Annotated in this window: 15 protein-coding genes; 6 read left to right on the forward strand and 9 right to left on the reverse strand. The window is 44.1% G+C overall.

Annotation, left to right across the window (positions count from 1 at the left end; translation table 11 throughout):
* The first annotated feature begins 4 nt into the window (after positions 1–4).
* The 6 genes from AC3WJC_RS04735 (at position 5) to AC3WJC_RS04760 (ending at position 9,040) form a co-directional block, all read left to right on the forward strand.
* Positions 5–1,702, forward strand: a complete 1,698-nt coding sequence (locus AC3WJC_RS04735) for a RagB/SusD family nutrient uptake outer membrane protein (protein ID WP_492397920.1) — start codon at positions 5–7, stop codon at positions 1,700–1,702.
* An 18-nt stretch (positions 1,703–1,720) separates the two neighbouring features.
* Positions 1,721–3,109: a DUF4960 domain-containing protein gene (locus AC3WJC_RS04740; RefSeq protein ID WP_492397921.1), complete on the forward strand. Its 1,389-nt coding sequence runs from the start codon at positions 1,721–1,723 to the stop codon at positions 3,107–3,109.
* A gap of 58 nt (positions 3,110–3,167) precedes the next feature.
* Complete coding sequence (locus AC3WJC_RS04745) at positions 3,168–4,727, forward strand: glycoside hydrolase domain-containing protein (protein ID WP_492397922.1); 1,560 nt, start codon at positions 3,168–3,170, stop codon at positions 4,725–4,727.
* Between the two features lies 1 nt (position 4,728).
* Positions 4,729–6,699: a glycoside hydrolase family 32 protein gene (locus AC3WJC_RS04750; RefSeq protein WP_492397923.1), complete on the forward strand. Its 1,971-nt coding sequence runs from the start codon at positions 4,729–4,731 to the stop codon at positions 6,697–6,699.
* Between the two features lie 17 nt (positions 6,700–6,716).
* Positions 6,717–8,252, forward strand: a complete 1,536-nt coding sequence (locus tag AC3WJC_RS04755; RefSeq protein ID WP_492397924.1) for a glycoside hydrolase family 32 protein — start codon at positions 6,717–6,719, stop codon at positions 8,250–8,252.
* Positions 8,253–8,470: 218 nt separating this feature from the next.
* The gene (locus AC3WJC_RS04760; protein ID WP_492397925.1) at positions 8,471–9,040 is read left to right on the forward strand and encodes a hypothetical protein; all 570 of its coding nucleotides are present in this window, start codon (positions 8,471–8,473) and stop codon (positions 9,038–9,040) included.
* A 583-nt stretch (positions 9,041–9,623) separates the two neighbouring features.
* On the opposite strand, the gene AC3WJC_RS04765 is transcribed toward AC3WJC_RS04760, so the two are convergent.
* The 9 genes from AC3WJC_RS04765 to AC3WJC_RS04805 form a co-directional block, all read right to left on the reverse strand.
* Positions 9,624–10,793 carry a DUF3095 family protein gene (locus AC3WJC_RS04765; protein WP_492397926.1) on the reverse strand — a complete coding sequence of 390 codons (1,170 nt, stop codon included), beginning with the start codon at positions 10,791–10,793 and terminating at the stop codon, positions 9,624–9,626.
* Between the two features lie 26 nt (positions 10,794–10,819).
* Positions 10,820–11,512, reverse strand: a complete 693-nt coding sequence (locus AC3WJC_RS04770; RefSeq protein WP_492397927.1) for a cytochrome P460 family protein — start codon at positions 11,510–11,512, stop codon at positions 10,820–10,822.
* Between the two features lie 37 nt (positions 11,513–11,549).
* Positions 11,550–12,470, reverse strand: a complete 921-nt coding sequence (locus tag AC3WJC_RS04775; RefSeq protein WP_492397928.1) for a DMT family transporter — start codon at positions 12,468–12,470, stop codon at positions 11,550–11,552.
* Positions 12,471–12,532: 62 nt separating this feature from the next.
* On the reverse strand, positions 12,533–13,069 hold the full coding sequence (locus tag AC3WJC_RS04780) for a cupin domain-containing protein (protein WP_492397929.1): 537 nt from the start codon (positions 13,067–13,069) through the stop codon (positions 12,533–12,535).
* Positions 13,070–13,120: 51 nt separating this feature from the next.
* Complete coding sequence (locus tag AC3WJC_RS04785) at positions 13,121–13,273, reverse strand: hypothetical protein (protein WP_492397930.1); 153 nt, start codon at positions 13,271–13,273, stop codon at positions 13,121–13,123.
* A 66-nt stretch (positions 13,274–13,339) separates the two neighbouring features.
* The gene (locus AC3WJC_RS04790) at positions 13,340–13,627 is read right to left on the reverse strand and encodes a hypothetical protein (protein ID WP_492397931.1); all 288 of its coding nucleotides are present in this window, start codon (positions 13,625–13,627) and stop codon (positions 13,340–13,342) included.
* Positions 13,628–14,198: 571 nt separating this feature from the next.
* Complete coding sequence (locus AC3WJC_RS04795; protein WP_492397932.1) at positions 14,199–15,422, reverse strand: bifunctional alpha/beta hydrolase/OsmC family protein; 1,224 nt, start codon at positions 15,420–15,422, stop codon at positions 14,199–14,201.
* A gap of 116 nt (positions 15,423–15,538) precedes the next feature.
* Positions 15,539–18,271: a BamA/TamA family outer membrane protein gene (locus AC3WJC_RS04800; protein WP_492397933.1), complete on the reverse strand. Its 2,733-nt coding sequence runs from the start codon at positions 18,269–18,271 to the stop codon at positions 15,539–15,541.
* Positions 18,272–18,303: 32 nt separating this feature from the next.
* Positions 18,304–18,900: a sigma-70 family RNA polymerase sigma factor gene (locus AC3WJC_RS04805; RefSeq protein WP_492397934.1), complete on the reverse strand. Its 597-nt coding sequence runs from the start codon at positions 18,898–18,900 to the stop codon at positions 18,304–18,306.
* Positions 18,901–18,984: the final 84 nt, after the last annotated feature.

Raw genomic sequence — 18,984 nt, forward strand, 5'->3', positions numbered from 1 at the left:
CGTAATGAAAAAATATTTATACAGAATGGCTTTATTAACACTGCTATTCACTTCATGTAATAAAGCTCTGGAAGTAAACCCGAAAGGCACCCTGAATGAAGATCAGGTAGCAACTCCCGAGCAAGCCGAAGGCTTTGTAATAGCTGCTTACTCGCAGTTGGGTAATGATGAAATTAACCGGGCCTTCAGTATGTACCAGTATGGGAATGTGCGTGCCGATGATGCTTATAAAGGCGGGGGCGGCATCAGCGACGGTGATGTATTTCATGCCATGGAAATATTTACAACTTCGCGCCCAGACCAGTGGAATTATGATGGGATTTGGTTTAATATTTACGTAGGTATACGTAGGGCAAACGAAGGATTACGTGTTTTAAACAAATTTACAGAGGCACAAATGCCGTTGTTAAATACAAGAAAAGCCGAACTGCGATTCTTAAGAGGCTATTGGTACCTGATGATAGAGAATTTGTTTAAGAACATCCCCTACATCGACGAAAATCTGCCCTCTGATGATTATAAGCTGGAGCCTAATAACAAATATACACGGGACCAGATACTCGATAAGATTGCCGCTGATTTTGAATTTGCGGCAAATACCCTTCCGGCAACACAAAGCCAGATTGGACGTGCTAACAAATATGCCGCCTATGCTTTCCTGGCAAAAACGCGTTTATTCCAGGCTTATAAGCAGGATGAGAAGCATAATGTTACCGGTATCGATCCTCAAAGATTACAGCAGGTGGTAGATGCCGCTAATGCGGTTTTGGCATCGGGGTATAAACTTCAACCGGATTTCGGAAACAACTTTGTATCCGGAAGCTTTGAAAATGGTTCAGAAGCTATCATGTCCGTACAGTTCTCTACCAATGACGGTGCCGGTCGTGGCCGTGTAAATTACGGCGACATGCTTACCGTTCCGCAAGGCATTGGTTGCTGTGACTTTCAAAAACCCTCTCAAAATTTAGCCAATGCCTATAAAACCGGTGCTAACGGGGTGCCTCTGTTAGATACTTACAGTCAGCAAAATGTGGATTTTGTAAATAATACGGTTGATCCACGTTTGGATCATACTATATCCCGACCTGGTGCACCATGGAAATATGATCCTATGCGGGTTGTAACCGAGGCCTGGAGTCGTAACGTTCCTATATATGGCACTTATAATTCTATGAAAGAAAACGTTTCACCGGACTGTGACTGCTTTATCAACGTTGCGCCCTTCTTCGGAAACACCAAGGCACGCATCATGATCAGGCTGGCTGATGTAATGCTTTTCAAAGCTGAGGCACTGATTGAACTCGGGCGACCAATGGATGCTTTACCAATCATTAACGAGATTCGTACGCGGGCATCTAACAGTACCTCGCGTTTGGTTAAAGCCAATGGGCAGCCTACCTCAAAATATTATGTACAGCCCTACACGCCTGGGGTGAATATTGACTGGAGCCTGGACAATGCACGTAAAGCGTTGCGGTTTGAACGCCGACTCGAAATGGCACTTGAGGGTGAGCGCTTCTTTGACTTGGTGAGATGGGGCATTGCGGATAAGGTTATGAATGACTTTTTTAACGTAGAAAGGCCATCCAGAAGTATTTATCAGAATGCCAGGTTTACTAAAGGCCGTGATGAATACTTGCCTATTCCACAAAATCAGATCTTCTGGAGCGAGAACCGTTACGTTCAAAACCCAGGGTACTAACCACTAACCAATTGTAACATGAGAAATTATATAAGTAAAAAAATGAAGTTAGTCAGCTTAGTTATTCTGACTGTTGCGGCGTTGGCCGGATGTAAAAAGGATAAGGATTCTGGATTTAATGTCAACTCCGAAGTTCAGTTGACCTCTTTTGCAGTTAACAATGTCAAAGGCGAGATCAATCAAAATACCGGAGATATCGTGTTAAACATGCCCTTTGGGTCCAACTTAACGGCTTTAACCCCCGTTATGCAAATGCCATCGGATGCCGTATCTACCCCCGCGTCAAATCAAGCAATGAATTTCACGGGAACGGTAAAATACCGCATCACCAACGGAAATGTGTTTAAAGACTATAAGGCTATTGTTAAGATCATTCCGCCTCTATCTGCTTTCAAGATCAATGGCGTGAATGCAACGATCAACCATGAGGACAAGAATATTACGCTGATTTTGCCTGACGGCACCAACGTGTCGGCCTTGTCACCGGAAATTGCTTTACAACCAGGTGCATCCGTTTCGCCAACATCGGGTGTAGCGCAAAACTTTACGCAACCAATCAACTATACAGTAACTGTCGGAAGTTCAACGGTGACTTATTCGGTGAATGTGATCAGTAATTCGGTGAGCGAATATGCTTTCCTGGGCACTTCAGCCTCAAGGTCAGCAATCACTAACCCGGATGAAAAAGCAGCAGCAGACTGGTTCTTCGCCACTTATCCTACTGCCGATTATGTTTCGTTTCAAAGCATTGAGACCGGGAAAAAGCTATCGAACTACAAAGTGATGTGGTGGCATTTTGACTCCGCGCAGGACTTGCCCGCAGCAGCAACATCGGCTACTGTGGTCAATGCCCTTAAAGCGTATCGTACAGGTGGCGGAAGTTTATTGCTGACAACCTTTGCCACCAAATACGTGGAGACCCTGGGCATCGTACCGGCAGGACGCGGTCCAAATAATGTATTCGGTGACTTTCCGCCGAATGGATTTGTGGAGACCGGCAGTGATTGGGGTATATCGTTCAAGGGCAAAGAAAGCCATCCGGTATTCCAGGGCTTGGAGACTTTTGAGCCGGGAAAAGCATACCTTTTAGAAAAGGGTACTTTCCGATTGAATCACACCGCATGGTGGTATATTAATGATTGGGGCGGTTACGGCACTGCGGCCGTATGGCATGACCAAACCGGTGGTACTAACCTTGCATCAGAGGCATGGGATAATGAACTTAATGGCAGAGCCGGCATTGCAGAATGGCCTTCGGTGAGTAACAGTGGTAAAGTGATTATCGTCGCTTTTGGAGCCTATGACTGGTATTCTGAGCCTTTGAATGGCGGCAATACCACCAACCGTTACCTAACCAACATCAAAAAAATCACCAAGAACGCAATTGATTATTTAAAAGTAAAATAATATACTGACCGGCTGGTTCCCCCCGCCGGTCAGTATTCACCGAAAAAATCTGATGATTATGGTTCATAAAAAGTTAATATTGGCGGGCAGCTTGCTACTGACCTTGTTTGCCTGTAAAAAAGAAAGCTCTACTACCACAACGCTGCCCTATACCGACGAGAAATTTAACATCTACCCAAAACCCACCGTGGCTACCAGTCCGGGCAGTACTAACCGTACAGGCTGGGTAGGTGATGTGATGCCCTATTATGTTAATAACCAGTTTGAACTGTTTTTTCTGCATGATGCAACTGACAGAGCCAAACAAAGCAGTACCGGGCAGCATGATATTCATAAGTTTAGCAGTAAGGATCTGCTGAATTTTAGTTATGACGGACAAGTTATTTCTTATGGAACAGCCGCCACCCAGGACCAGTTGGTTGGTACTGGATCCATGGTCAAAGTAGGAGATACCTATTACTTTTACTATACCGGCTATAACAATACAAGCAGTTGGCTGCAAAATAACAACCCAGCCTGGACAGGCAGCAACACCCGCGAAGCCGTGATGTATGCCACGAGTAAAGACATGAAGAACTGGACGAAAAAAACAAACTTCTTGCTTCGTGCTTCAGATGGATACAGTTCCAGCGATTTTCGTGATCCCTACGTTTTTTATAATGACGAATTTAAAGAGTACTGGATGCTGGTAAGTACCCAGCAGGCTGGCAAAGGAGTGATCCTGGTTTACAGATCAGATGATCCTGCTACCGATAACTGGCAGATACGTGGACCGCTAACGGTTGACGGGAGTTATTTGATGCTCGAGTGCGCTGATATCGTTAAGATCAGTGATAAATATTACCTCTTTTTTGCTGAAGACTGGAGCGATGCCCCCGGTACACATTACCGTGTGGCCGGTTCAACTGCCGGCCCCTGGATGAAGCCGGCCGATGGTAATGATATGTTTGACGGGCACCAGTTCTATGCAGGGCGCATGGCTTCAAACGGCACAACGAACTATAGCTTCGGTTGGGCGCACCGCCGTAATCCGGAGAATGACAATGGAACCCGCGTCTGGGGAGGTAACCTCATTTCGCATGAGCTGGTGAAACTGAGCAATGATAAGCTGGGCGTGAAAAGCCCTGCCGCAGTAAAGGGTTATTTCACAAAGGAAACTGTGCCTGAAATTAAAGGGCAGACAGGAACAGTGAAGCAAACCGGAACCCAATATACTTTAAGCGGTGGTGCGGCATTGGCTTTTTACAAGTTCGCCAGTATGGATGGTACGTCCAGGATACAGGGAGGATTGACCTTTAGTAACCTGACCGGTACAGCTTCGCTTGGATTTAACACCAAAACAGATAACACCAGCAGCTATGTTATCAAATTTGAGCCTGCCGCCAAACGTATTGCTGCTTACAATAACGGTGTTGAAGTTACCCGTGTACCCTTTAATTTTCAAAGTGGCAAAAATTATGAATTCAGCGTGGTTGCAGATGGCTCGGTTGCTGTTCTGTATGTAAATGATGAAGTCGCTTTAACTAACCGGATTTATAGCATGAACGGCAATATGTGGAGCCTGGGAGCGGAGGGAATGGAAGTTAGTGTGAATAATTTAAAAGTTATTAAACACTAAGATGAAAGTCCGATTTTTTATAAAGGCATGCTTGTTGTCGTTCAGCTTCTTGACGGCCGGGCATGCCAGCGGACAAACCTTAACAAAACCGGCAGCCAATCAAAAATATTATCCGCAATACCATTTCCGGCCACAAAGCGGATGGATCGGTGATCCTGACGGCCTGGTATTTACCAATAACACGTATCATTTATTCTGGTGGGGGCATGCTACTTCAAAAGATTTAATTTACTGGAAAGAGCAGCCTTACCCGATGAAAGGAAGTGACCGGTCTTTCTCTTACTTCAGCGGCTCGGTTGTGGTAGATACGGCAAACACAAGTGGATTCGGTAAACAAAGCATGATCGCTTTTTTCACCCGTCATTATCCCGGGGATACCTTACCGGAAGCACAAGCACTTTCTGTAAGTACAAACGAAGGCCAAACTTTCAACTATTATCAACATAACCCGGTACTGGATTTGCAAAAGATATTTTTCCGTGATCCACAGGTGTTTTGGCACCCACAGGATCAGCTTTGGAAGATGGTCGTCAGCTTACCCAATGTGCAGGAAATCCAGATCTATGAGTCGAAAGATCTAAAGGTTTGGAAATATTGCAGCAGTTTTCAGGGCTTGGGTGCCAAAAACTCATTTTGGGAATGCCCAGACCTATTTGAACTGCCCGTTGCAGGCACCGGAATGAAAAAGTGGGTCATGCTCATTGGCAGAGGGCCTAACAGAGTGCAATATTTTGTAGGTAGTTTTGATGGCAAGGCCTTTACTGCTGACCAGGAAAGCCGTGATTATTTGAAAAATGGTGTTGGCATACGCGGAAACGTTTTTGAAGATTTCGAAAATGGGCTGATCAGATGGAAACAAGAAGGATCAGCGTTTTCTGACACGGTATCATCTGTTGATTTCATAGGCAAGGCGCTTGCGGCTTCTTCAGGAAAGCAAGGAACAATGGGCAGACTGACATCAACCCCGTTTAAGGTAAGCAGCAATGCCATCAATTTCCTGCTGGCTGGTGGAAAGCATCCGGACAGTACCTGTATTAACTTATTATATAACGGCAAGGTTGTCCGGAGTACTACCGGAGATAATACCAACGTTCTAAAATGGAATGGCTGGGATGTACATGACCTGAAAGGAAAAACCGTTTTGCTTGAAATACTCGACCGTCATCTTGCAAAAAAAATGGGAAATATTGCTGTTGACCACATTGTTTTTTCTGATGTACTGATGGATACGCAGCTTGAACACGCCAACTGGCTTGATTATGGTCCGGATTATTATGCAACCCGCACATGGCGAAACTATGATCGCAAACGTTCCTTTGGTGATACTGTATTTGCCATCGGGTGGATGGGGAATTGGGACTATGCAAATAAAGTCCCGACAAGCTGGGGCAAAGGCTTTCAATCTTTGCCAAGGGTCATGTCGCTTAAACATGGCCCGGCCGGGTATCAAATCATTCAACAGCCCGTTCCTGCTTTGAGCAAACTCCGCGGGGTGCCATTCAGCAGGAAAAATTTAAAGATCAAAGGCACCAAAAAGATCGCTTTTCAGCCAGAGAAAAACAGTTATGAATTGGAAATCGCATTTAAACCCACCGATAAGCTTCCTTTCGGCTTTAACCTGTTTGTAGGTGAAGGGCGCAATATGATATTTCGTTATGACCCGGTTTTATCACAACTGGTTATTGACCGATCAAACGCAACGGATCATACAAGCGATACATCATTTACCAGGCTGTTTGCAAAGAAGTATAATGCGCCGCTTACACTGGAAAAGGAATTGCTTGAGCTGCGGATCTTTGTTGATCAATCCTCAGTAGAAGTGTTTTGCAACGACGGCAGCCTCGTACTGAGTGCAACTAATTTTCCATCCACAGGCCAAATGGGCATTGAACTGTTTTCTGACGGAGGGTTAATCAACGTACCCAGGCTGAAGGCCTGGCCGCTCAAGACGATCCGGACCCCGAATAATTAACTTTATAATCAAAGAATATGCTTCAATTAAAAAAAATAAAAACAATGTGTTTTGGCGTAATACTGGTTATCGCAGGAATAATACTCTCCAACAGGCCAGCCATTGCTCAAAATTCTTCCGTAGCAGAAACCTACCGCCCACAGTATCATTTTTCGCCAAGGGCCCACTGGATGAACGATCCAAATGGCATGGTATTCCTAAACGGAAAGTACCACCTGTTTTTCCAGTATAACCCCGGTGGTACAACCTGGGGGCCTATGCACTGGGGCCATGCCATCAGTACCGACCTGCTTCACTGGAAAGAGCAGCCGATTGCATTATACCCCGACTCCTTAGGGATGATCTTTTCGGGTAGCGCGGTTGTGGACGTGAATAATACGGCTGGCTTCGGTAAAAACACCCTGGTGGCCATTTACACTTATCATAATCAAAAGATCGAGAACGCTAAAACCGGCCTGCATCAATACCAGGGTATTGCCTACAGTAATGACGAAGGCAAAACCTGGAAAAAGTACGAAGGCAACCCCGTTCTGCCTAATCCTGGTATATGGGATTTTCGTGATCCGAAAGTAAACTGGAATGAAGAATCCAAACAATGGGTGATGACCTTGGCCACCAAGCAATCGGTTACTTTTTACGGCTCCAAAGATTTAAAAAGCTGGGTACAGTTAAGCGAGTTTGGTAACAACATAGGTGCACATGGCGGCGTATGGGAATGTCCCGATCTGTTTAGCCTGGAATATAAGGGCGTTAAAAAATGGGTTTTGTTAGTAAGCATTAACCCGGGCGGTCCTAATGGTGGTTCGGCAACGCAATATTTTATCGGAGATTTTGATGGCAAAAATTTTAAGCCCGAGAATACAGCAACGCGATGGATCGATTACGGCGCTGATAATTATGCCGGTGTAACCTTTGCAGGCACAGGGGATCGTAGAATATTTATGGGTTGGATGAACAACTGGCAATATGCTAACCAAGTGCCAACGCAAAGCTGGCGTGGTGCCAATACTTTACCACGTGAACTTAAACTGGTTCAGACAGGCAGTCAACTTTCCTTAATTTCTGCACCGGTAAAAGAACTCAATGCTATTATACAAACCCCTGTGGTCTTCAATAATCTGCAAGGCAAACGGAAATATGATCTGTCGTCAACTATCAAGCGGTTCAATTCCAGGTATGTCCTTGATTTGAGCACTTCCAACACGACGAGTTTTTCTGTCAGGTTGTATAATAAAGGAGGCGATGAAGTGATTGCCGGTTATGACAAAAAGACTAATACCATTTATGTCGACAGGCGCAAATCGGGAAAGGTCGATTTCGAAAAAAGCTTTGCAAGGAAAACCCTCGCGCCACGGATAAGTTCCTCTAAGCAGCTTTCATTAAAGATATTTGTAGACGCCGCTTCTTTGGAAATATTTGCAGACAATGGCCCAACTGTTCAAACCAATATATTTTTCCCGAACACGCCACTTGACCATGTATCTATTGAAGCCGGTCAACTCATCAATATAAAGAAGTTAAAAATTTCCGGTATCAGCACTACAAGCGAGTAACAGCGAACTAACCAATCAATAATAGCTGTATGAAGAATAACCAATCCCAAAATTGGCATAGCAACTTTGCTATGCCTCATGTTCAGTGCCTGCAAGCTCGAACAAGTTGTTGCGTACAGCCTATATCTACATAAAATCATTAACTTAGTGGGTTTTTTATATAATGTGCTTATCTTATTTGTAGTAATCTTTTAACTACTTAAACCCACATCCAATCAATGAACAGCTCATTAATCGATACCGTTTACATCTTGGATCGGTCGCCGCAAAAAATAAGCTCTAACGAAACTGCTATAGAGTTCCTCAGCAATTTAATTCCACTTATGCAGACACTGTCCTGGATACTGTTTATACTATTTTGTGTGTATTTCTTTAGGAAGGAAGTTACCGAATTACGGACAGCTATATCGACACGTCTGAAAGATGGAACAGCCGTCAAATTTGGAGCGTTGGAGCTTGGGGAAATTCGTCAGGAAGTAAATGCTGTTAAGGATCAATTGTCAATTACAAATGATAAGATTTCGAGATTGTTTATCACGACAATGGGTAGTGATATGTATCAAAATTTGAAAAAAATAGGCTCTGCTGATTTTGGCCAATTTCAAAAATCAAAAGGCTTGGTTAGAGAGCTATACTATTTAAGAGACATAGGGTATATTAAAGTTCCATCTATAACTGACCTTCCCGACGCTGGCGAACAGTTGTCAAAATATGTTTTAATAACGCAGTTGGGTAAAGAATTTGTAAACTTGAGAGAGGATATTCTTTTCGATAAAGCCAATAAATAACCCTAATATTATTATACACGCGCAACTGTCATATCTAAGAACATAGATCTACAGTAGACAATCGCGTTCTGTTGATATCTATTTGACGTTAGGTTATTAATCAAATCATTAAACATATTCAACATTATTTCATTACCAATTAGAGGTAGCGAAACACGACTCGAGCCATCTTGATATACAGTTAGGCTTGTAATCTCAAAGATGTAATTCTTTTCAAATCAGTCACGAAGTGGTTCGGGAAGCACCCATTTGCGAGCACAAAATGGCATTTTTGTTATTTAAAAAACCATATAGATCTTTGATTTATATAGTTTTTTATTTTATTGAATCTTTTTCAGTCTTTATGGGTGCACCATTTCTGGCACCAAAACGCTACCCCATTTTTAATTTTTAGGTTTGAGGATTCATGGCGCAGCGCTTCGCCGACCGTACGCACAGCATTTTTAGTTCCGGAATAATCAATCATGGTAGGCACGATAGCGATACCGGCGGTGGAGATGATATTTAAAAAGTGTCCCGATCCGTTCTTTAAAATCCGGGCATTGCCGTAGATATACTGTATAATGTAGCTATCGTTTCCTCTTTATTTTTCATCTTCAGGTAGCATTGATCTATGATTGACCTTTTCCTTCAGCATTCTGGACGCTTGCGTATACCCGCCGCCGGAGCCATCCACAAAATGGATATGACCGTCCATTTGATCCGGCACATAACAGGACATCACCGAGGTTCGGCTTACATGGATACCGTAAAGGATTTCGCCACTTTTCTCCAGATTTGTTAAAGCAGCAGTTAGTTGTTCACGTTGTTTGCTGGTTCCGGTGATGACCGTGTTTATCCGTCCGTCCAGCACAAGCGTATCGGCCATTTCGACCAGCGTATTGAGATAAGCTCTCCCGCTTCGCGTCCGGAAATAGATATAACCATATATAACGGAAAGCCATTCTCTAAATAATTTATACCATCTTTTGGTACCGGCCCGGACAAGAATTGCCTGTCCTACGTCGTGAATGGTAGAATTGATTCGCAATTTTGATTCAGAGATAGGTTGCCGTTTTTGAGGAATTCCATATATATTATCCAGTCCGGTCAGGACCTTGTTGAAAGCCCTTCCCTGATTATTGATTTGAATAGCGGAAACAAGCAGCGTCACGACCTCATGGTCATTACAAGGCGGGTCGATCTGGTCCCAACGGCACTGTAAGCCGCTGAGATCTACTTCAAATCGACTGGCGTTCTTAATAGTTGGCGGTGTGTTGGCACCCTTGATATGTTGTTCTGCATAAGTAAGCCCGTTTCCGAGAATGACCGGTATGATGAATTTGGGTGAACTGCTGTATTTAGCGATCTTCAGTTTTTGGCCGGCTGCATACACATCTGCGACGGACATGCTGCCTACCCTTAAGGTCAATCCAAAATTATCTGAGATCTGATCACTGTAGATCCCCAACGTTTCTACAACCTCTTCAATCAGCATATGGGGGATCAGGAAGGTCGCTCCATCACCACCAAAAAAGAAAGGGATCATAATCCGATGTTCATGCGCGATATTTAACACACAGACAATACTGCCTGTGGCGACCACATTTACGGTCCTGTGCATGCCGTAAGCGACCGCAGCAGATGAGTTGCGTATATCGGTAAGGACGATCTCCCAGCCCTCAGGAACTGTACTGAAGAGATCGTCCTGATTGATGATCGTGCCAATTGCTCCCTGACGAACGGGTAAAGCTTTATAAAATTGGTGATCCATGATCTGAAGCAGTGTTTGTGACCCGGTTACTTCTGTTTTTTGACGAAGTCAACTACAGCGGCCTGGTATTTATAATCTGCTACCAGTCCCGGACGGGTGCTTTCATTTTCCGGGTTTCCGTCACCATATCCTTTTGCTGCCTGTATTACCGGATAGTATTGATAGAATACATCACCGTCAACAGCGGTTTTATTATGGCAACCGGCACATTTAGTTCCCAAAGGCATGCAAGTTTCATTAAGAATATTCTTTTTGAAGTCCGCATACCCAAAATAATTCCAGCCGTTATGCATTTTAGGGAAACGCTTACTGTCCTTTACCTGCGCAGCTACCTCGAAATGTGCACCCTGGAAATGACCATGGCCAACAGATGAATTGGTATCACCCGCACGAAGCAATTCCTTGACGATAATGGTCCCTTCCCGCCACTCACCGTGTTTTTTCCAATAAGCAAAGCTAACGGGATCTATATATACATTTTGAAAGTCAGGGAAGATCACATTAGGATCTTCCGACTTTGGTGTGGTGGAAGTGCCCATAAAGATCCACGATCTGTAGTCTTTGGGACGAATGAGATTGCCCTTGTCGTCGAAAACCGCATATTGTTTTTCATCCGTAGATTCTATACTGGCGGATTCTTTCTTCTTGTTTTCGTCCGAGCAGGATACGATAACTGCACCGACCAGTGTAATTGCTAATAGTACTTTAATTGCTTTCATGTGATTTTAATGGTTAATAGATAGTTTTTTAAAAGTTTTATCCTTGATAATAGGTAATGATCAGTGCGCCGAAGACGATCAGAAATGCACTTATTTTCTGACGAATATTTAGTTTTTCCGACAGCAATACCGCCGCGAGCACGGTTGTTACCACCGGTGCGAGTGAACCAAGTACACTGACGATACCAAGCACACCCCCGCGAAAGGCATAAGCTACCAAGATGTCTCCGGCCATGTTGAGCAACATGATCACCAGCAATGCCTTAATGATAGACATATTGCGCAAAGACTTTTTCCAGGGAACTTCGGTAGTGAGTGTGGATAGTATCGTGATCGGTAGTGTACCGAGCTGAAATCCCCAGATCATCCAATTGATACTTTTCCCCGCAACTATTACTCCGTGGTCAGCGATGGTAAATGCCGCACCAAAGGATATTGCCGCACCCGTAGCGAGCAGCAGGCAGGTCGCTGGTTTGAACACCAACTTTGGATGGTTCCAAAGTACCAGCATGACCACACCGCGGCACATGGGGATCGTTTCCTCACTTTCAGATCGCGGAGCATAGGTGGTACCAATAATACCCAGGAGTATAACAATCAGTCCCGCCAATACAAATAGATTAGGAATCGTTCCGGTCGCGATCGAGATCATTACCGGTATCGCTGAGGCAGAGGCCACCAAAGGCGCTACTACGCCTGCCTTGCCCATGGTCAATGCCCGGTAGTACAACATATAGGCAGTACCGTTGGCAACGCCGCCGATTACCCCCCAGGTCAGTGCAGCCAGCAGTAATGGTTGCCCGCTTACCAGTGCAATGGTCAGTATAAGGATAGCTTGTGTACCCTGCGTAAGTAATACGATCAGTGCAGAGGGCAATGTACGTGCGGTACGGCCAGCGATGAAGTCACCTGAACCATAACTTAAACTGGCAGTAAATGAAAAGATCAATGATAGCATATACTTTAAGATCAGGTTAGTTTAAGGGTTCGCTGGACTACCCACGTATTAAATTGATTCAACTATTTGGCAGGCCGCGCCAATGGCTGCCCTTTAACTACGATGTAGGTAACGAGTGCTTTGAACGGTACGCTCCCGCTTGGCTTGGCACGGTGGATCTTCCCTGCTGGGATCGCAAAACTGTCGCCTGTCTTGATCGTACGCGATGGCTCTCCCTCGACCTCGAGTAGCGACTCACCTGCGAGAACGTAACCGATTTCATTTTCTGCATGACTATGCCGCTCAGCGGGCGCGCTTGGCTGTATGATGGCTACGCCGATGCTTTCCTCCTTCGAGGGTTCAGATGCAAGCGGCAACTTTTGAAGTTCTTTCCAAACAATGCCTTTAATATCAGTACTGCTGGCCTGCATAGGCGCGGCTTTGTCTGCAGCGGCAGTGTCATCAGCACTCTCTGCAGCGGAAGCGGTTGCGGTTGTGTCCGCCGGACCGGCCATGGTTGCGGTAGAATCTGATGTGCTTTTTGAACTTCCGGAATTGTTTCCGCATGACTGCAAGGCTATGGTCGCAGAAATGGCTAATAGATAGATTGAGTTTTTCATATGTATGTTATTTAATTGTTTCTCGGTTAAAAGTGTATTAAAAGTTGCTCTCTAACTGGTGCTGAAATCGGGGCCAGTTGGCTCGACATTGGCCGAGCCGGGCTTCCCCTCTGCATTCAATGCAGCCAGGCCGGAACAGTACAAGCTTCCCTGTTCGTTCTTCACGGATGAAGAGATGGTTAATAGGTAGATCGAATTTTTCATATTTGTGTTTAGTAGTATGTAGTTCTTTCCTTGTCGTCCCAACCAGGAAAACCTGCTCCGGACGGTTTACTTTTTTTCGAGTTTCTGGTTGATCTGTTTTTGAAGCGCTTTTTTAAAAGTGTCCTCTAACTTAATTTCATGGTGCTCAGGCTGGATCAGACCCCTGACCAACTGGTTGATCAGGGCACTTTGTTTCTGAAAGATCCTGCATACCTCGCAGCCTTTAAGATGTAATTCCAACTGAAACCTTTCGACGTGATTGATCGTTCCTGATTGCTGTTTTTCAATCAGGAAAGTGGCTTTTTTACAGTTGTATGCTATCTTCGTTATCTCTTTCTCGCTTAGCTTCTTCATAATCTTTAATTAGATCCGTTTCTTTAGCAGGCAAATCCTCAGCTACCTTGAGGCCTGATCAACCACCCCGTAATCTGGCGATGTCAACCAGAATTCTTTACAGATCGTAGCGAATTAATGCTGTGATCGATTATTCAAATTATTGATTCATTTATAGTTTAATCGGATACATCTTTATATCCTTACAACTTTTATGATTTTTATTTCGCTGTAAAAGAATTGGGATTTTTTTGGGGGGGGACGATCAATATTTGTACACACTCAGCTACCGTTGCCTATTATAATTTATTAACGGTCTTACCTCGTCCGTTAGCTGACGTAATGTACCTGACTATTGTCTGACAGATAAATTGGACTGGAAAGGAAAAGGTGTAGAAACAACTCTCCCGGCTGGTAGGCTTTCAGATCATTCCGAATGGAAGAAATCTGTTGAGAAGACACGAATAGCCCGATACTTTCGAGGCGTTATACAACCAAATAAAACGGCATCCATGGGGTCGATTAGAACGCGTCCATCGCTGTCGTAAAAATTACGACGCCATATCAAATGGCGATAATTTCTTTTACTATATTATTGAATTAATTGTGTGTCAAAATACACTTTTTTGGTTACCGTTTTATGTACGGGGCATTTTGAAGCAATTTCTTTTAAGGCATCTCTTTGCTCATCCGTCAGGTTGCCGACAAGTTTGATCTTCTTCGAAATGTGATCCAATTGTCCCATCTCGTCAATTTCTAAATTAAACTCGGCTGCATGTTTTTTAGAATAACTTAAGTACACGAAAACTTCTTTTAGATCCCATTGCTTTCTTTGGGCATACAATTTTAAAGTTAATACGGTGCAGGAGCCGATTGCCGCATTGAGCAATTCATAAGGTGATAATCCCAAACCATGTCCACCAAAATCGACAGGCTCATCACCATAAATGTGATGCGTTTTAGTATAAATATGGTTGGTAAACGGTATGGCCGTCTCGTGATATACCAAAACCTGTTCGCCTTCCGTGTCTTTTACCGCAATGTCCTCTTTGTTTATTTCGACATATCGTTTTACCCAACTTGCAATAATTTCGGCCACATAAAAAGCATCTTTTTTATTGCTGATCAAATGGTCGGCACCGTCAATACTGATGAAACTTTTCGGATGATTTGCCTTATTATATATAGATGCAGCGTTTTCAATATTGACGATCAGATCCTGTGGGGAATGCAATAGCAATATCGGCCGGCGCAACAACTTAACCTCATCTTCTAAATGATGGGCTTGCAGGTCATCAATGAACTGTTTTTTTATTCTAAAAGGCCGTCCTCCAATGGATAAAACAGCTTCACCATCTGTATTAATTTCTTCTCTTGAACCTTCAAAATGTTTGGTTATATGTTTTACTTCTGATGGAGCAGCAATGGATACCACTGCCTGAATGTTTGATAACAGGTTTGCAGCAATGATCGCTGCTGCTCCACCCAGGGAATGCCCTATCAATAAAGTTGGCGCGATATAATTTTCAGTTAGAAATGCATTGACCGACTGGATATCAGAAATGTTGTGAGAGAATGTAGTTTCGCTAAAATCTCCATCGCTAAACCCGAGTCCCGTGAAATCAAAGTTTAACACACTTATTCCATGGCTTGTTAATTCTGATGAAATGTTTCTAACGACAGCCAAACTGGATGAACAAGTAAAACAATGTGCGAAAATGGCGATGCTGTCAATCCGGCCATTCATTGGTGTTAGTAAATGGGCGGCTAACGATTCACCATTTTTATTCTTTATATCCAATTGTATTTTTTTCATTTTTTGAAGGTAAATGGTCAAATAATATGTGATGGATTCCTTACGAACTGTTTTTTTGCTGTTTTGCACATTGAAAAACGTCTCTTTTTAAACACCGCCGTCACACGTATTCTTTTTTAGATGCGGAAGTTGAGTGACAAGTATGGATACCATCCTTCCTGGGAGTGGCCGGCAAGTACCTGTATAATGGTAAGCTCGGCAGGTGCAAAGTAAAATCCGCCGCCCGTGCCATGATGCCATTTGTCAGATCTGTCGTCGTCCACCCATACGCGACCGGTATCATAAAACCCGCTTACACCCAATTGCCCTGGCAAAATATAACTGCCGATGTTAAACAGTTTTACCCTTGCCTGTAAGTTGTTAAATATCATGTGCTGGCCGGCGAAACGGTTTTGCAAATAACCAAGTAAATTGCCCTGGCCACCTAACAGCATTGACTGGTAAAATGCCGGTTTGCCAATAGTTACGCCACCACCAATACGGTCAGACAATACAATGGTACCCGATGAATTTAATTTTTGATAAAAAGTAAATTCGGGGCGTAGCTGGATAAATGATCTGGAATAATTATTTAGCCCTGTATAACCCTGCAGGTTTATATTAATAAAATATCCCTTTGTTGGCAAAATGCCTTTATTGCGCTGGTTGCTGTTGTAGTTCACTTCAAAACCTAAATGGGCTTTGTCTTTATCTACAATCAAGCTGTCATAAGAGCCTATCAGGGATGTGTTATTGATAAAGCGGCCGGCGTTATCTGCCAGGTTAAGATGATAGTACTGGAATGAAGGCCCTGCAGTAATAGTACTTGTTGCACCTGTGTTCCAGCGCAGGGCGGGGTTAATTTCTACCGTATTGTAACGCGTGCGGTAAAACCTGCGGAAATTAGGCTGGTTTTTGTTTAAAACAGTTTCGTTTCCTACGCCAAAAAAGTTAAGCACATTATCGGGTGCTTGTATAAACGCTTGCAACAGCAAATCGGCTTTGCCAATGGCATCCATCCATTCACCCCGGTAACGAATTCTGAACGCATCCGTGCCAAAGGAGTGGGTAAGCATGAATTGCTGCGAACTGGTGTAAGGCAATTTTCTGAAACCATCACGCTTGGTATACTTAACGCCAAGACCAAGTAAAAAACCGTCGTCGGCATTAATAGCTGCGGTGGCAAGCGGCATCCACAGGTTGTAAGGGTTGGTTGGTACAAATTGGGTGTTCAGCGTATCTTTACTTAAATGCTTGCTTACCATATCCGTATTGCTTACAAATTTAGCGTCAGGTGTATCATATATGCGAACACGGGTGCGGGACCGGATAATGTCATATTGCTTATCGCCCTTACCGCCCACAACCCGCACATCAATTGGCGATTGGGCGTTGTTAATGATTACACGGTCATCCCCGGCAGAAGTGTACAGCCTGATCTCTTTAGTGATATCCGGCGTGTAAACCATCGATAGGATAGTATCTTTCGCTTCGCCTTTTTTTATTTTTTGGATCAGTACTTTTAACCCGCCGTTTGGTGCATCTGTTATCGTGATCTGCTCATCATTATCCGGGCTGCGGATATCAACTATCCTGTAGGCAAAGCGGTAGTATTTGTCCATTGCCGCTGGCAAGGCCGCACGGCGGGCTTTTAATTTAGCAAGCAACTCGTCGTGGCGCATACCATAAACCTCTTTAGGTAAACGGTGAAGCGCAGTTTCAAATATCTCATCGGTTTCAGCAGCTACAAACTCGTTTGTAATTTGCATCCAGCGCTCATGGCTCATCTGCGCATCCGGGTAAGGATTGATGAACTTGGTCTTAGCCAGCCAATATTCAGGATGTTTAATATCAGTCCTGAAATCGCCCAACAAGGGGTTGATGTATGGTAGTGCTGCAATATCAGGCAGTAAACCTTCCTCTACGTGAAAAACCTGGTCGCGGTCCCGGGGTACGGCAGTGTACATTTTGCCGTCCTTGGTTTTCATTTCGGCCCAGCGCCATTGATCTTCGTGGCGGTCCCAGTCGCCGATCAGCACATCCAGGATCCGGGCACGAAGAAAAGCTTCACCATCAAAATGGTCATCATGATCTGCCTGCACATTCCTCAGGGCTTTAACCGTATTATCATTTTCGCCAAGCGGCTCGCGCTCTTCCAGCAGGCAAACTACACCGTCAAAATCTTTTTTGTATTTGCCTAACAAATTATCGCCTGAAACTACACCAATGATCGGATTGGCATGGGGGACACCGGCCGCTTTGGCCAAAGGTGGCACTACCAGAGCCGAAAAGGGGTGCTGTCCGCTCAGTGCGTCGTTGATCCAATCTACCGCAAAAGTATTTTGTAAATTGGATGGCAGTATCTTATCCGGTGTTTTTTCAACGCTGCGCAATTGGTATTCGCGTCCGCTCTTATCTTTTAAACGTAATGATTTGGTTTGCAGCCCGCCACCTTCTTCCGTGGGAATAAGGCCACCATAGATCTCAGAAATTCTGATCAGTGGCAACTTAACCGGAATAGCCCATTCCCGGCGGTAGTTTTTACCAAAGAACCAGCGGTGCAGGCTGCCGCCCTTGTTATAGGATGGATGTACTTTCACCACAACGCTATCTTTTAATTGCCCCGCATTGGTGGATGATCTCCTTTTTATGTTTTGCGGAGTGCTTACTATAGGTTCACCCAGCTTTAAGGTTAAGAATGGGGGGTCATTTTTTAATTTCCATGTTTGTTCATTGACGATTATTTCTTGTGACTTTTTTGAACTTTTTACACTATCTGCTGCAATTGGTTTGGCGGCTGTTTGACCCCACGTTTGGACTGACAAACCAATGAGGATAAATAATATTTGGTAGTTCTTCGTCAGTAGCATGTTTTCAAAGGATAATATCATTTGTATCCGCATCAGATCCAGTTCTTTTGTAAACAGGACCTCAACTGCACCTTTGACCGGTGAATGATCACCCAATAATTGGAAGATGTTAGCCTAAGTTCTTTACAGATCGTTTCACTGGATTCCTCATCCATGTGCTTCATCACGAAAACCGATGCCCATAACGGTGGAAGTTTTTTTACACATGACTGCAAAACTCCTTGGAACTCTTTATTATGTAGCGCGTCCGGCTGTTCTATCGAAAACGCGGCAGGATTATGCTGTTCTTTCCAGTGGCCATTCTCAGTTTCAAAGAATTCTTCGTTCTCCGGATCTGTTGCATTCGAGAGGGATTGGCTCTTTGGTTTGGATGACCTTTTCCGGTAAACGTCAAATATCTTGTTCTTCAGTATAGCAGTAAGCCAGGTTTTTTCAAGGTGTTGTCCGTCAAATTTATCCACGCGTTCCAGCGCCCCTAAGAAAGTATCCTGTACCAGATCCTTCGCCAGCTCTTTGTCGTCTATCCTTAAGCAGGCATAAGCAAAAAGGTAATCCGCATACTTTTCGACCCAAAGGTGCGGCGCCACATCGTTCGTTGCCGACGTTTGAACGTTTTCTTTTGTCCTCATTGATGTTTTATTTATGGTAGGTGTTAATGTTTCATATTCAGCATTTAATCGTGTCGCAAAACAGGTTTCATGTTGCAAATGGTC

The sequence above is a fragment of the Mucilaginibacter sp. FW306-07-L genome, from assembly GCF_058782065.1.

Bases quoted from the DNA above. Each gene is read 5' to 3' on its own strand.
- AC3WJC_RS04780 (WP_492397929.1), bottom strand. From the start codon at position 13,069: ATGAAAAACTCAATCTATCTATTAGCCATTTCTGCGACCATAGCCTTG.
- AC3WJC_RS04805 (WP_492397934.1), bottom strand. From the start codon at position 18,900: ATGAGGACAAAAGAAAACGTTCAAACGTCGGCAACGAACGATGTGGCG.
- AC3WJC_RS04755 (WP_492397924.1), top strand. From the start codon at position 6,717: ATGCTTCAATTAAAAAAAATAAAAACAATGTGTTTTGGCGTAATACTG.
- AC3WJC_RS04770 (WP_492397927.1), bottom strand. From the start codon at position 11,512: ATGAAAGCAATTAAAGTACTATTAGCAATTACACTGGTCGGTGCAGTT.
- AC3WJC_RS04745 (WP_492397922.1), top strand. From the start codon at position 3,168: ATGGTTCATAAAAAGTTAATATTGGCGGGCAGCTTGCTACTGACCTTG.
- AC3WJC_RS04800 (WP_492397933.1), bottom strand. From the start codon at position 18,271: ATGCTACTGACGAAGAACTACCAAATATTATTTATCCTCATTGGTTTG.
- AC3WJC_RS04785 (WP_492397930.1), bottom strand. From the start codon at position 13,273: ATGAAAAATTCGATCTACCTATTAACCATCTCTTCATCCGTGAAGAAC.
- AC3WJC_RS04795 (WP_492397932.1), bottom strand. From the start codon at position 15,422: ATGAAAAAAATACAATTGGATATAAAGAATAAAAATGGTGAATCGTTA.
- AC3WJC_RS04735 (WP_492397920.1), top strand. From the start codon at position 5: ATGAAAAAATATTTATACAGAATGGCTTTATTAACACTGCTATTCACT.
- AC3WJC_RS04760 (WP_492397925.1), top strand. From the start codon at position 8,471: ATGAACAGCTCATTAATCGATACCGTTTACATCTTGGATCGGTCGCCG.
- AC3WJC_RS04750 (WP_492397923.1), top strand. From the start codon at position 4,729: ATGAAAGTCCGATTTTTTATAAAGGCATGCTTGTTGTCGTTCAGCTTC.
- AC3WJC_RS04765 (WP_492397926.1), bottom strand. From the start codon at position 10,793: ATGGATCACCAATTTTATAAAGCTTTACCCGTTCGTCAGGGAGCAATT.
- AC3WJC_RS04740 (WP_492397921.1), top strand. From the start codon at position 1,721: ATGAGAAATTATATAAGTAAAAAAATGAAGTTAGTCAGCTTAGTTATT.
- AC3WJC_RS04775 (WP_492397928.1), bottom strand. From the start codon at position 12,470: ATGCTATCATTGATCTTTTCATTTACTGCCAGTTTAAGTTATGGTTCA.
- AC3WJC_RS04790 (WP_492397931.1), bottom strand. From the start codon at position 13,627: ATGAAGAAGCTAAGCGAGAAAGAGATAACGAAGATAGCATACAACTGT.